This is a genomic window from Colwellia sp. MB3u-41 (genome assembly GCF_014076845.1).
Classification (GTDB): Bacteria; Pseudomonadota; Gammaproteobacteria; order Enterobacterales; family Alteromonadaceae; genus Colwellia_A.
Window position 1 is genome coordinate 289,174 of the sequence record NZ_JACGUT010000082.1, and the last position, 14,180, is coordinate 303,353.

General features: G+C 37.4%; 13 protein-coding genes. 3 read left to right on the forward strand and 10 right to left on the reverse strand.

Translation table 11 applies throughout. The features are described 5' to 3' along the window. Positions 1-97 precede the first annotated feature (97 nt). The 9 genes from ispG to iscX form a co-directional block, all read right to left on the reverse strand. Positions 98-1,216, reverse strand: a complete 1,119-nt coding sequence (ispG, locus tag H4J73_RS15070) for a flavodoxin-dependent (E)-4-hydroxy-3-methylbut-2-enyl-diphosphate synthase (RefSeq protein ID WP_182177142.1) — start codon at positions 1,214-1,216, stop codon at positions 98-100. A gap of 68 nt (positions 1,217-1,284) precedes the next feature. Continuing rightward, positions 1,285-2,310 carry a RodZ domain-containing protein gene (locus H4J73_RS15075; RefSeq protein WP_182223624.1) on the reverse strand — a complete coding sequence of 342 codons (1,026 nt, stop codon included), beginning with the start codon at positions 2,308-2,310 and terminating at the stop codon, positions 1,285-1,287. After that, entirely contained in the window at positions 2,307-3,530 is a 1,224-nt protein-coding gene (pilW, locus tag H4J73_RS15080; protein WP_182177144.1) for a type IV pilus biogenesis/stability protein PilW, read from the reverse strand. The genes H4J73_RS15075 and pilW overlap by 4 nt, the downstream gene beginning before the upstream one ends. A gap of 235 nt (positions 3,531-3,765) precedes the next feature. Next, positions 3,766-4,938 carry a bifunctional tRNA (adenosine(37)-C2)-methyltransferase TrmG/ribosomal RNA large subunit methyltransferase RlmN gene (locus H4J73_RS15085; RefSeq protein ID WP_182177145.1) on the reverse strand — a complete coding sequence of 391 codons (1,173 nt, stop codon included), beginning with the start codon at positions 4,936-4,938 and terminating at the stop codon, positions 3,766-3,768. 340 nt (positions 4,939-5,278) lie between these two features. Then, entirely contained in the window at positions 5,279-5,710 is a 432-nt protein-coding gene (ndk, locus tag H4J73_RS15090; RefSeq protein WP_182177146.1) for a nucleoside-diphosphate kinase, read from the reverse strand. A 292-nt stretch (positions 5,711-6,002) separates the two neighbouring features. Continuing rightward, positions 6,003-6,548 (reverse strand): hypothetical protein, encoded by a 546-nt coding sequence (locus tag H4J73_RS15095; RefSeq protein ID WP_182177147.1) that lies wholly within the window; start codon positions 6,546-6,548, stop codon positions 6,003-6,005. Positions 6,549-7,110: 562 nt separating this feature from the next. Further along, complete coding sequence (locus tag H4J73_RS15100) at positions 7,111-7,263, reverse strand: hypothetical protein (RefSeq protein ID WP_182177148.1); 153 nt, start codon at positions 7,261-7,263, stop codon at positions 7,111-7,113. 237 nt (positions 7,264-7,500) lie between these two features. Continuing rightward, positions 7,501-9,210: an NAD-dependent malic enzyme gene (locus H4J73_RS15105; RefSeq protein ID WP_182177149.1), complete on the reverse strand. Its 1,710-nt coding sequence runs from the start codon at positions 9,208-9,210 to the stop codon at positions 7,501-7,503. Positions 9,211-9,353: 143 nt separating this feature from the next. Continuing rightward, positions 9,354-9,554, reverse strand: a complete 201-nt coding sequence (iscX, locus tag H4J73_RS15110; protein WP_182177150.1) for a Fe-S cluster assembly protein IscX — start codon at positions 9,552-9,554, stop codon at positions 9,354-9,356. Between the two features lie 228 nt (positions 9,555-9,782). Between iscX and H4J73_RS15115 the strand changes: the two genes are divergently transcribed. The 3 genes from H4J73_RS15115 to H4J73_RS15125 all read left to right on the forward strand — a co-directional run bounded on the left by H4J73_RS15115 (position 9,783) and on the right by H4J73_RS15125 (position 12,529). Next, positions 9,783-10,028 (forward strand): DUF2164 domain-containing protein, encoded by a 246-nt coding sequence (locus tag H4J73_RS15115; protein ID WP_182223623.1) that lies wholly within the window; start codon positions 9,783-9,785, stop codon positions 10,026-10,028. A 128-nt stretch (positions 10,029-10,156) separates the two neighbouring features. Next, positions 10,157-11,362: an NnrS family protein gene (locus tag H4J73_RS15120; protein WP_182177152.1), complete on the forward strand. Its 1,206-nt coding sequence runs from the start codon at positions 10,157-10,159 to the stop codon at positions 11,360-11,362. A gap of 222 nt (positions 11,363-11,584) precedes the next feature. Then, a complete protein-coding gene (locus H4J73_RS15125; protein ID WP_182177153.1) occupies positions 11,585-12,529 on the forward strand; it encodes a D-2-hydroxyacid dehydrogenase in 945 nt (314 codons plus the stop codon). Between the two features lie 81 nt (positions 12,530-12,610). Here H4J73_RS15125 and ahpF read toward each other — a convergent pair whose 3' ends face one another. Then, positions 12,611-14,176: an alkyl hydroperoxide reductase subunit F gene (gene ahpF / locus H4J73_RS15130; protein ID WP_182177154.1), complete on the reverse strand. Its 1,566-nt coding sequence runs from the start codon at positions 14,174-14,176 to the stop codon at positions 12,611-12,613. Positions 14,177-14,180 lie beyond the last annotated feature (4 nt).

Consider the following 14,180-nt stretch of genomic DNA (forward strand, 5'->3'; position numbering starts at 1 on the left):
TATAAAAAAAGGGAAAAATTAAATACAGCGCGCATTATAGGTAGTTTGAGACGAAACGTAAATAGTATTACGTTTCTCTCTTTTATGGTTTGCTCGACTATTCGATTTCTTTAACATCTATTTTATAAGCGGCGTCGAGGAGTCTCGCTTTTGCGCGAATTCGTTCTTCAAGTTGATCAACCAAGTTGTTATTATCAAAACGCTCTTTCTGTCGAATACCATCTAAGTAGTAACCACTTTTTCGACTACTACCGGTTAAGCCTAAATCAGAAATAATCGCTTCACCTGGGCCATTAACAATACAGCCGATAATTGACACATCCATCGGTGTTAAAATATCTTCAATACGTTCCTCTAAAGCGTTAACTGTTGCTATAACATCAAATTCTTGACGTGAACAGCTTGGACAAGCAATAAGGTTGATGCCTCGGCTACGCAATTTTAACGATTTTAGAATATCAAAACCGACTTTGATTTCTTCAATAGGGTCTGCCGCTAAAGAAATACGCAAGGTATCACCGATCCCTTCCGCTAATAATAAACCTAAACCTACTGACGACTTTACTGAACCCGAGCGTAAGCCACCCGCTTCAGTAATACCCAAGTGAAGTGGATTATCAATCTGTTTTGCTAATAATCGATACGACTCGACTGCAAGAAAGACATCAGAGGCTTTAACACTGACCTTGAACTGATTAAAATTAAGTCTATCTAGAATATCAACATGGCGCATGGCAGACTCAAAGAGGGCTTCAGGCGTTGGCTCAGTATATTTTTCTTGGATATCTTTTTCTAAAGAACCACCATTCACACCGATACGAATAGGTATATTCAAATCACGAGCACATTCAACCACACTGCGAACTCGGTCTTCACGGCCGATATTACCAGGATTAATACGTAAACAATCTGCGCCATATTCAGCAACTTTTAAGGCAATTCGATAATCAAAATGAATATCAGCAACCAACGGGACATTGACGAGTTTCTTAATTTCACGAAAGGCTTCTGCTGCATCCATGGTCGGTACACTCACACGGACGATATCAGCGCCCACCGCTTCTAATGCTTTAATTTGTGCAACAGTTGCGGCAACATCCGTGGTCAGGGTATTCGTCATTGACTGCACGGTAATCGGTGCATTACCACCTACAGGAACATTTCCCACCATAATTTGACGAGACTTACGGCGGATAATTGGGGATTCTTTAAACATAATAATTCACAATTTTTGTGGTTGATCACTTAAACGTGATTAACGTTATTTATACAAAATACCCATGACTAATTCGAAACAGGCAAAGTAAACTTAGCGATATTGCCCATGTTAAATTGGCTCATATCAATGACTTCATCAGCAAAATTTATTGCCACTAATTCAGGTTTACCTAAAGTAACATCAAAAGGTGCTTGTCCAGATATTGTCATGACGTAACCCAGTTTTTTAACACCCCAAGCAATGCGCTCGCCAGTTGCATCAGAAATATTTACCCAACAATCTCCTGAGAAAGTAAAAGTGACATTGGTTAAAGTCACGTCTGTCTCATCGGCTTCACTTACTAATGTAGTGTCAGCTCGAGTTTGCTCTGCAACTTTTATGCTTTCTGTGTCTGCTTCTAATGTTGATGTATCTATGATTTCTTGATTTAACACAATAGAAGGGGCTGCTGATGCTTCGCCAACATTATCATTATCGACGTCAACCTCGGCCACGAGTGACTCAGTGACTTGCGGCACAGCAAGACTATCCGGCTGTTCATTTTTTTCAGTGCCAGATTTTGTTATTTTTATTTCAACATCTTCTTGAAAGGTTTGGGGTTGACCTTGTTCGTTATTATTTTGCATCCACCATACGACAGTAGAGCCAATGAGAATGGCTAAAATAAAATAACTGATCCACATAATACGATTACTTTCTGCTAATTTTTCAGTACCTTTAGAAAAGCTTTGCAGTTTAGATGCCTCTGCTTTAGCAATATTTAATTGCTGATAACTAACGATGACATTTTCTTGGGATACATTGACTAACTTTGCATAGTTTCGTAAATAGCCCCGGTTAAAAGTTTCTGGCAAACGGGTATCAAATCGCTCACTCTCTATTTCATCAACTAAAGAGAGTCGAAAATTTAGTTTGTCTGCTACATCTTGCTGAGTTAATCCCGCCTTATTCCTAGCTTCGCTAAGAATTTGTCCTGGCCCCATGACGTCAACCTCTGCATAAGGCTCTTCTAGGACATTGTTATGCACTTCGTCTGACGCTGCATCTGTTTGTGACTTGTTAATGTTATTCGCCTTTTCAACATGGGTCATTGAGTTTTCTCTTGTTCGATACTTTTAGTCGCGTTGTGTGCTGGTGAAGTATTCATATGTTCAGGAGCAGATATATAAAGCTTTTGACCGAGTTTTAACGCATCGCTACGTGAAAAGTTATTCCAGTGTTCTAGTGTTTTCATATGAATATTGTACTGCGTTGATATACTAAATAAGCTTTCTCCCGGCCCTACCGTATGTATTATAGGATTAAGCTCTGTTTTTAAATCACTCACGGGATTTTTCATAGTAATAGTTTCGTCAACAAGATTTTTAGCGCCTATGATTATCTTATTTATTTTTTCAATACGCTTTTTTCGAGATTTATTGGGTGATAAAACAACAACACGTTTAGTTGAAGGTTTTACAGCTAAAACGAGTGTTGTAGTTTGGTAAGCCGTTGCTAAATCATCCGCTTCAATATGGGCAAGCGCATTCAAAATATATTGTTTAGCCTGGTAAGAGTTTGGAAACATTTTTACCAGCATGCTCGCGTAATTCTTAGCGATACGACGGTTACCTTGCTTTTCAAAAACTTTATAAGCTAAGGCAAGCGCTTGCGGACTAAAGCGACGTGTTTCTTTTTCATAGCGACTTAAATAATTTTGTGCTGTTTTATAATCTGCAAAAGCATACTGTAAACGCACCATTTGTAATAATGCTGACGCTCGATTAGGGCTATGCTGAATAGATTTTGTGAAGTATTGCTCTGCTTTAACAAATTCATTCGCTTTTAATTGACAGAGCGCTAGATTTTCGTAACTTTGCGATACCATCAAATAAGTAGGAATTTCTATCGCTTTTAACGTATATTTTTCAGAAGCTTGATACTTTTCGTGTCGGCAAAGAAAAACACCGTAGTTATTTAACGTGTCAGGGTTTTCTGGATCTATTGACAACGCTTTTTCATAAGCATTAGTCGCAAGCTCTGACTCACCGACGACATCATAATAGTGGGCAAAGGCCGTATAAACTTGTGACAAATTAGGAGAAAATCGCTTTGCTTTTTCTAAGTTTAATTTCGCTTGCGTCGTGTTGCCCATTTTTAAGTAACCAAGACCTAACGATATCCGAGTCATCGCCATTTCGTTATTACTAGAATCGCTTTCTACGACCGGTGTGGTGCTGTTATTCTCATAGCTTTGTGTTACACATCCAGAAAGGACTGTTAACAAAGCGATAACGCTCGTTACCAATAACCGCGGTATAAATTTAATCATATTGCAGAATGTCACTTATCTTAATGTAATAGTTACAGATTATACCTATACCCGCTCTACTTCAAGATGCTTGTTCAGGAACATGTATAACTTCGCGGTTAAGAATATCAATGAAGTCGTCGCGCACCCTTACAAATTATTTTATTGTAAAGGTGAAGCTATCAGTATAACGAGTATCTGCTTCCTTTGGCTAGCAAGACAATAGAACAGGTGCATATACCGCAAGTATAAGGCGTTAGACCAACTTAACTGAAATCTCTTGGTCATTAGACATTTCAGTTTTTGAAGAATTCATCGCTGTTCGCTTTGTTCTATCAAAAACATCACCCGCTAATTGGCCACAAGCTGCGTCGATATCATCACCACGAGTGCGACGTGTGATCACGGTTAAACCGTATGACTGTAAAACTTTATCGAAACGGTCAATTCGTGAATTACTTGAGCGTTTATAAGGCGAGCCTGGGTAAGGATTAAACGGTATAAGGTTAATTTTACTGGGTAAGTCTTTCAATGCAATTGCAAGTTCATGCGCTTGGTCAGTACTGTCGTTAACGTGATCTAACATCACATATTCAATTGTTGCTTGTTTATTCGCTTTTGAACCCTCGATATAACGCCCCGCTGCAGCAATAAATTCTTCTAACGGATATTTTTTATTGATCGGCACTAAGACATCACGAAGTTTGTTGTTGCCGGCATGAATGGAAATAGCTAATGCACAATCTATTTTTTCTTTCAACATATCAAGCGCAGGAACAACACCTGAGGTACTTACCGTTACACGACGTTTTGATAAGCCGTAGCCTAAGTCATTCAACATAGTATCAAGCGCAGGAATTAAATTTTTCATATTCAATAACGGTTCGCCCATCCCCATCATTACAATATTCGTAATCGGGCGTTTGCCAGCAATACGGGTCGCGCCAATATCATTAGCCACACGCCATACCTGACCAATAATTTCACTCATTGATAAGTTACGGTTGAAACCTTGTTGCGCTGTCGCACAAAAAGTACATTCAAGTGCACAACCTACTTGTGATGACACACATAAAGTTGCACGATCGTTTTCAGGGATCCACACCGTTTCAACTTCTTGACCCCCTTCTAGGCGTAAAGAGTATTTTATCGTACCGTCTGTTGACACCTGTTTTTCTGAAATTTCTGGTGCACTGATTTCGGTATCACGTTGGAGTTTTTCACGAAGTTTCTTATTTAAATTAGTCATTAATTCAAAATCAGAGTAACCAAAATGATAGATCCATTTCATCATTTGATCAGCGCGAAATGGCTTTTCGCCAATTGAAGCAAAGTATTCACGCATCCCTTGATGATCTAAATTTAATAGATTTACTTTTTTCTTTACCGCAGATACGGTTGGGCTTACTACTTCAGTCACTTCACTCATGATTCACTACTTCTCAAACAACAAAATTACAAAAAAACAATTGTACAACTTTCATACAAAAAATGACAATTTACAGATTAAATCATATCAAATCTTAACACTTTTAATTAAACTTCTCTTTATGTAAAACAAAGGCTTAGCAAACTAAAAATTTTAAGGTTTATTATAAGTCTAAAAATAACAAAAGGATTTTACTGAAAACAGTAAAACCCTTTCATATTTCGATTTCTACTTTAATCACAGCAAATGAAGTGAATTCAAGGAGATTGCACGGAGCTTACGTTAGTAAGTGAGTACATTCGACGAAGCATTCGCAAAATTTGTAAAGATTAAAATCAGATTAACGAGTGCGTGGGCAAATTTCGTCGTCTGAGAAGAAGTAAGCAATTTCACGTGCAGCAGATTCTAAAGCGTCAGAACCGTGAGCAGCATTTTCGTCGATGCTATCAGCAAGATCAGCACGGATAGTACCCGCAAGTGCTTCAGCTGGGTTAGTAGCACCCATGATTTCACGGTTTTTAAGAACAGCGTTTTCGCCTTCTAAAACCTGAACCATAACTGGACCAGAAGTCATGAAAGAAACTAAAGCGCCAAAGAAAGGACGTTCGCTGTGTTCAGCGTAAAAGCCTTCCGCTTTTTCTTGGCTTAAGTGAACCATTTTTGATGCAACGATTTTTAAACCGGCAGTTTCAAAACGGTTGTAAATTTGACCAATGAAGTTTTTAGCAACTGCGTCTGGTTTTACGATAGAAAAAGTACGTTCGATAGCCATGATAAGCCCTTATATATATTTTAAATAAAATAGGTGTATAAATTTTGGCGCGATTATAGACGAATTCACACAGAAAAACTAATATTATTCACGAATAAACGGTTTTGCTTTTAATGTAGCGAAAGCAGATAAGTATGGCATTAACCATTATATTACCGCTTAATCTTTAACAAGGATAAGGTGATAATAAGCAATGCAGCTATTCGTCGGTGGTCAACCTAGGGGGTAACCCATTAGGGCATTTCATCAACAGCGTTACTTAATTGTCACCCTCAAAAACAATGTACAACGTTTAGTTAATAGCAGCTCGCAATAAAGTCATATAATTTAGGTAGCCAACGTTATTAAAATTACTAGAGTGATGATTCATAAAACCATGTAAGTATTCAACTTGTGTTATTTTTACATTCGGTTTTTGTTCAAGCTTGTTGATGAGTTCAAACACATCAAAGTGTGATTCATGTTGAGGAAACACTAAATTTATTTTATAACGCGGCGTTATCTCTGTGAAATTCCTGATTTGTGAGCCATAAAAGCAATAGGCTTGTTTAACAAAGTGATGATTGCTTAGTGAAAGCTTCCAAATAGCAGAAGCCCCAATACTAAAACCAATCAGTGTTGTCTTAGTATCAAGTGAAGCCAAAACGTTTAAGACTTTTGAAAAGTAAGCGTCAAGCCCAACCGTCGCAATGAAATAATTATAGGCATTTTCTTCATTATTAAAGCCCATACTCTTCCCTTGGTATGGGTCAACAATAATATTCGCTCCGAGTTTATCTTTGAGTTTTATTAATTGAGGAGTGAGGCCAAAGACATCTGAAACGATAATGATATTCATAATTCTTTTGTGCTCCTGCGTCTATTATTCTGTTTGTAGTTTTATCTTGAATATATCCTTTTGGCTAAGAAGACACGATATCAATGACAAGTAGTACTAAATGCTCTGCTGACTTTTCCCAAAAGCCTTTTTCAGACTCTTTTTTTTGATAATGTTTCTCTAGACATGCTTTGAATAGATCATCACCAAGTTTACCTCATGCTTTTCTGCGGTATTAACGACATGAATGCAACGAGTGCTGTCGGCTAATTGCGTAGATGTGCAACCAGAGATAACACTTAAAGTTAACAAGATCCGTATTCATTTTTTTGCTTTGATCTAACCTTACATTTAATATGCGCTAGAGTGCCTAAGCCAACTGCATATTGGCATCCTTGCGCAATAATTTCACTTGCGTTTATTATAATGGTCTAATTAAACACACAGTAAATATTGAAATAGTACTCTCCTGATAATAGGTACTTTGCCTGCTACAGGCGACTAGCTGTGGCTTTATCAACAAACTAAAAAAGATCAGTAGGGATAAATCCACGACAATAAGTGATGACTAAGCAACTCTTTATTAGTGGGGAAAACCAATTTCTAAATTGAATTCTTCAGAGCTTTTCCAAAGGTTAAGCAGTATGTAAAATTCTTCTATTTCACTTGTGGAGGCGGTTAAGGTAAGTACTGTTTCAGAGAGGGTATTCATGCGATTAAATTCATTTTTTGTCATTATTAACACTCCTTGTTATTTGTTAATCAATTATGACTTAAATGTTATAAAAATCAAAGCTTGTTGGCCGTTAGTTTATAAATTTTTAAAGACAGGTTCGCTATAACAACTAAGATTATTAGCGGTGTTGTGCTTTATTAATAAAGGTTTTCATTAAAATCGCATATATTTTTTGGCCCTACAAAAAAATAGACCTAATACGGTCTATTTCTCAAATACGTATGTAATATAAGCTAACTAAACACTACTTCTACGATATTTTCTATATTCTGGCTTCCAAAAATTACGCTCTATTTTTGCCAGTAAACTTTCATCATCAATGCGCAAAGCTAAGTTTTGATCAAAAGCGACTTTAGCGACGGCAAAGGCTATTTTTCGACTTAAGCTCGCAATTTCGGTTAACGGTGGTAGTAGTTCACCTTGGCCTGTATTAGCAAGTGGTGAGGCTTCAGCAAGCGTTTCACTGGCCACCATTAACATTTCATCAGTCACTCGATTGATGTTCGCTGCAACAATACCTAACCCTAAACCTGGGAAAATATAACTGTTATTACATTGCACGATTGGAAAGGTTTTACCCTGATATTCAACCGGTTTAAATGGACTACCCGTAGCAACAATGACTTCACCTTCCGTCCAATGAATCACTTGCTCTGGTGTAGCTTCCACTTGTTTAATAGGATTACTGAGTGGGAAAATAATAGGCATAGGGCAATGTAATTTCATCGCTTTAATAACGTGTTCGTTAAATAGGCCAGGAACACCTGAAACACCAATAAGAATATCTGCCTGGGCATTATCCATCACTTCTAATAATGTCGCGTATTTACCTGAAATATCCCAGCTTGAAATTGCACAAGGAGATTGTACTAATTTTTGCTGGAAATCACGTAAATCAGCCATACCATCCGTTAATAAACCAAAACGGTCAACCATGAAAATTTGACTACGTGCTTGTTCTGCAGAAATACCTTCGCTGATCATTTGCGCAATAATTTGTTCTGCAATACCACAACCCGCCGAGCCACTGCCGACAAAAACAACTTTTTGGTGTGATAGTCTCGTTTCTTCACCTAGCTTGCGGCCTTTAATGCGACATGCCGCTAATAAAGTGCCAACCGTAACCGAAGCTGTTCCTTGAATATCATCGTTGAAACAACAAATTTGATCACGATACTTAGTAAGCAATGGCGTTGCGTTAGGTTGAGCAAAATCTTCAAACTGCAATAATACATGTGGCCAACGACGCTTCACTGCTTGAATAAAGATGTCGACAAACTCGTTGTATTCTTCTTGATTAATCCGCTTATGTCGACGTCCCATATACATAGGGTCGTTCAATAGTTTTTCATTGTTCGTGCCAACATCCAGCATGACTGGCAAGGTATATGCGGGACTAATGCCTCCACAAGCAGTATAAAGCGATAGCTTACCTATAGGAATTCCCATTCCTCCTATGCCTTGATCACCTAAGCCAAGAATTCGCTCACCATCGGTAACCACAATGACTTTTATTTTATTCTTTGTCGCATTGCGAAGAATATCATCCATGTGGTGTCTATCTTCATAAGAGATGAATAACCCGCGCGAGCTACGATAGATATCTGAAAATTGCTCACAAGCATCACCCACCGTAGGCGTATAAATAATCGGCATCATCTCAGTCAAATGTGCTTGGACTAATCTAAAAAACAAGGTTTCATTATTATCATGAATAGTACGCAAATAAATGTGTTTGTTTAAGTTGGTTCGAAACTTATTATATTGCATAAATGCACGTTCAACTTGCTCGTCGATAGTTTCATAACGAGGAGGCAAAAGGCCGATTAAATTAAAGTTGGTGCGCTCTTCTTCATCAAAAGCACTACCTTTATTTAATAGTGGCGTTTCTAACAGACTTGGACCGGCATAATGGATATATAATGGACGTTTTATTTTTATTGTCATAATAATTTTTTATCTGGACTATAGGGTTGATGAATAGTGAAAATTCATAATGATGATATAAAACGGTAGTATAGGTCAAATCAGGCTTATAAAACAACCAATTACCGATGAGGAGTAAAAAAACATCTTTAACTTACCGGTCTTCAATCAATCTCAGAAATCCACGCGAGTTGTATGGCTTCTAGCACTCTTTCGCCACAGTGCTTTGGATCATCATCAAAATTTTCAAGGGCGACTACCCATTGCATCAATTCTGGAAAATGTAAGGTCAGGGGATCAACATCCGGATGTTGTTCCATTAAATCTAATGCTAACTCTAATGAGTCTGTCCAACGATATCCCATAAATAATTCCTATGTTTAAAAAAGATTAAAATAACAGGTTAAACCACAATGCATCTATTGCAATCATAATAATTAACCAAATAAACATTCTTCGGTATTTCAGGCAAAACTGACAATCGGTTTGCCACCATTTTTTCAATGTTTCTTTCATTAAAACAATTCACCTTCGTGCTTTGCCATGAGTATAATCTAGCAAACAATATTTATCTAAAATAGTAGAGAATAGAGATGAATGAAATTAAATTTACATCTGCCCAAAAAGAATTACTGATCCATAAGCTACAGCAGTACTTTTCAACCAAACTCGAACAAGATCTTGCTCAATTTGACGCTGACTTTTTACTTGATTTTTTTACTAAAGAAATGGGCAATCATTTTTATAACCAAGGTATTTATGATGCGCAGCAATTACTAGCAGAAAAACTCGACGACATTACAGATGAAATGTTCCAATTAGAAAAACCAGCCAATTAATTATCCGCTTAAAAAATAAGTGAAGATGCAGTAACTTTTTATATTTTTTCACCACTCGTTGATTTATCACAACGATTATTATAGTAAATGCGCTAAAATGACATTAATGTTCCTTTGAAACAACAACTATGATGCAAATTACCGATTTAAAAGAAGCGCAGAAAACTCTCCCCATATTTCGCTTAGGCTTTCGTCCCTTTTTTTTAGGGGGTGTTATTTTTAGTTTAATTGCCATTACCTTGTGGTTATTGATTTATAAAGGGGCCGTTAGTTTTATTCCTTACGGTGGAGGGTATTGGTGGCATATTCATGAAATGATTTTTGGCTTTGGTAGTGCAATTATTGCCGGTTTTTTACTCACTGCAGTACAAAATTGGACCGGACTTCCTAGCGTAAAAGGTAAGCAGCTTGCGGTACTATTCTTTTTATGGCTGTTAGGCCGTGTTGTTATGTTAATGCCTGATTTATTAGGTCACTCATTAAGCGCGTTTATAGATTTAAGCTTTTTGTTAGCGGTGGCTTATACCCTAGCAAAACCTATCTTAGCGATAAAACAATATCGAAATTTATTCTTTGTGCCTTTATTAGTCTTATTCACGATCGCCAATAGTGAAATGCACTTAGCCAGTATTTATCCACAAAGTGTTTCATTGAACTACTCTGGTTATGCTGGGGTTTTATTAGTCGTGTTTTTAATGTCTGTAATGTCAGGGCGCGTTGTACCTATGTTTACCGCTAACGGCACTCAAACGACTAAAGCGACACCTACACCATTACTCGACAAACTCGCCAATGGCAGCTTAATGCTTGCTATGCTGATGTTATTGTTACATCCATTAATTGGTTTTGTTCCAATGCTTTTTGGTATCATATTAATTTTTGCTGGCTTGTTTCAGTTGATCCGGTGGTTGAGATGGCGTCCTTGGATAACACTCGGTGTGCCCCTTTTATGGTCATTACATTTTGCGATTAAATTCATTTGGTTTGGCCTTATCTTACTTGGATTTAGCTACATTATTGATGATATACCTACCCATCATATTTGGCATTTATTAACCATTGGCGGTATGGGTGGTATTGTCTTATCAATGATTTCTCGTGTTTCTTTAGGACATTGTGGTCGCCCTTTAACGCCCCCTAAAATGATGTCGTTCGCGTTTGCATTTATAACACTATCAGCAATGGCTCGAGTCTTTGGTCCTTGGTTGATGCCAGAAAGAACCCTGTTATTTGTTGATATAAGTGGTTTTTGTTGGTTAGTTGCTTTTGGACTCTTTACTTTTTACTACGCGCCAATGTTATTAAAAGCAAGAGAAGATGGCCGCCCTGGTTAAACAAAGTCACGCTAATTTTTATCGAGGTAAAACAAATAAATACAAGGTATAAAATTTAGTAAGTTGTTATTCTACTTATCAATTTTATAATGAAGTCGTTATTCGTTTTACCCCTTAAAAATGAACAGATATATAATCAACTTGGTTATGTCTGTGATTGTCGTTTTTTTTCACCTTAAATTAACTTAAGCTACCCCTCTCACTTTATTTTTGAAGATAGCCATGCAAACCGTTTTTTTAGATCAACAAACTTTTAGCCCAAACATTTCTTTGGCAAGTATTGAATTTCAGGTCAGCAAGTTAATTTGTTATGCAACAACGACAAACGACCAAGTGCTTGCACGTTGTAAAAATGCTGACATTATTATTACCAATAAAGTGGTTTTATCTAAAAATATACTTGAGCAATTACCTCAGCTGAAATTAGTTTGTATTGCCGCAACAGGCATGAACAATGTTGATCTGGCTGCAGCGCAAGTGCTTGGCATTAGTGTTAAAAACGTCAGTGGTTATTCACAAGCTTCCGTGAGCCAATATGTGTTTGCGCAAATGCTTGAATATTTCAGTAATACCGCACACCACAACAACAATACTAAACAAGGGCATTGGCAAAACAGCGATACTTTTTGTTTTCATGGTAAAGGCAGTCAAGAACTTGCCGGAAAAACGATAGGCATTATTGGCTTTGGGTGCTTAGGTAAGGCCGTGGCAACTATTGCCGAAGCTTTTGGTATGAAAATACTGATTGCTGAGCGTCAAAATGCAACAAAAATAAGGGAAAACCGCCAGAGTTTTAACTATGTATTACAAAATGCTGATGTCATTAGCTTACACTGCCCGCAAACAGATGAGACAACAAATTTAATAAACCGTGCAAGTTTATCGCTAATGAAACCCTCTGCACTGTTAATTAACACCGCTCGTGGTGCCTTGGTAAATAGTGAAGATTTATTAGAGGCATTAAAGAATAAAGTAATCTCCCACGCGATACTTGATGTTTTAGAACAAGAGCCTCCTGCGGCTAGCCACCCTTTAATAAGTGCCCTGATGAAAAACGACATAGATAATTTATCTTTAACCGCACATATTGCTTGGGCAAGTATTGAATCACAGCAGCGATTAATTAATTTAGTTGCTTTGAATATTAAAAACGTTAACCCCCTATAAATTTTTATTTATAGGGGGTTGATAAAGCATCACTGAACTTAGTGCTATTCAGTAAATTCAGCTGGCACTTAATAGTAACAGTTAACTTTCTCTAATAAGGTAATCAAATGCTGATAATGATGCTTTAGCGCCTTCACCCATAGCAATTACAATTTGTTTGTAGGGCACAGTTGATACATCTCCTGCGGCAAATATGCCGGGTTCCGAAGTATGACATTTCTCATCAATAATCACTTCGCCATACTTTGTACATTCCACAACACCTTGTAAAAAGTCACTGTTGGGTAATAAGCCTATTTGGATAAAAATACCCGACAAGCTTTGCTGCTTCATTTCACCTGTTGCTCTATCTTCATAAGCCAGCGCAACAACCTTACCATTTTCTGCAATTACTTCTTTGGTCGCAACATTTTTGATAATCGTAATCTTTTTATGTGCTTCCGCTTTTTCTACCAAGATGTTATCTGCTTTTAACCCCGGTAAAAATTCAAATACAGTCACATGATTAACCATGCTCGCCAAATCTAACGCAGCTTCTATGCCTGAATTACCACCACCAACCACGGCGACATCTTTACCTTTAAAGAAAGGGCCATCACAATGTGGGCAATAAGCAACACCTGAACCTATATTCTCTTTCTCTCCCGGTATACCCAGCTCACGCCATTTAGCACCGGTAGCAATAATAACCGTTTTAGACTCAATAACCTCACCACTAGAAAGGTGTAACTTTTTCGGTGCTTTACTTTCTGGCTGCCCTTTTTCAATTTTTTCGACACGAACAAACTCTTTTGTCGTTATCTCGTAATCGTTTAAGTGAGCTTGCATATTACCCGTGAGTTGTGTGCCTGTTGTTTTAGATACCGAAATTAAGTTTTCAATACCCACTGTATCTTTAACTTGACCGCCAAAACGGTCAGCAATAATAGTGACATTTAGCCCTTTACGCGCAGCATAAATAGCAGCAGCAACGCCAGCAGGACCTGCGCCGATGACAGTAACATCTTGTAAGGGCAACTGTTCATTATCATCGCCATCTATAATATAAGGAAAACGTTCAATAAGTTTGTCAACTAACTGCGCCGTATCTATTTTTCCGTTCGCAAATAACTTACCATTTAAGTAAACACTGGGCACACCTTGAATATTGCGTTCATCAATTAACGTTTTAAATAAACCACCATCAATCATTTCACTGCTAATGCGGTCGTTTAATAAAGCAAACTGATTCAACGATTGCACAACATCAGGACAGTTATGACAGCTTAAAGAAATGAAGACTTCAAAATGTAAGTCTTCAGTGATTTTCTGCACCATTTTAGTCAAGGTGCCATCAAGTTTAAGATCAGTACCTGATGACTGTAATATAGCAAGTATCAATGAATTAAATTCATGACCACTGGGGATGCCAGAAAAATGTATACCGTTATTTTTGCCTTCAACCTCTAAATAAAAAGTAATTGGACTACGTAAATTTTCGTCACGTTCAACGACAATGAGGTTGTCAGATACGGAAGATAATTCTGTTAAAAATTCTTTTAATTCGTTGCGTTTTTGATGTTCACCCGTCTGTAAAACAAGTGATACTTTGTTGGACATATTCTGGGTATAAGCTTTTACTGCATTTAAAATATCTTCACTTAACATGGGG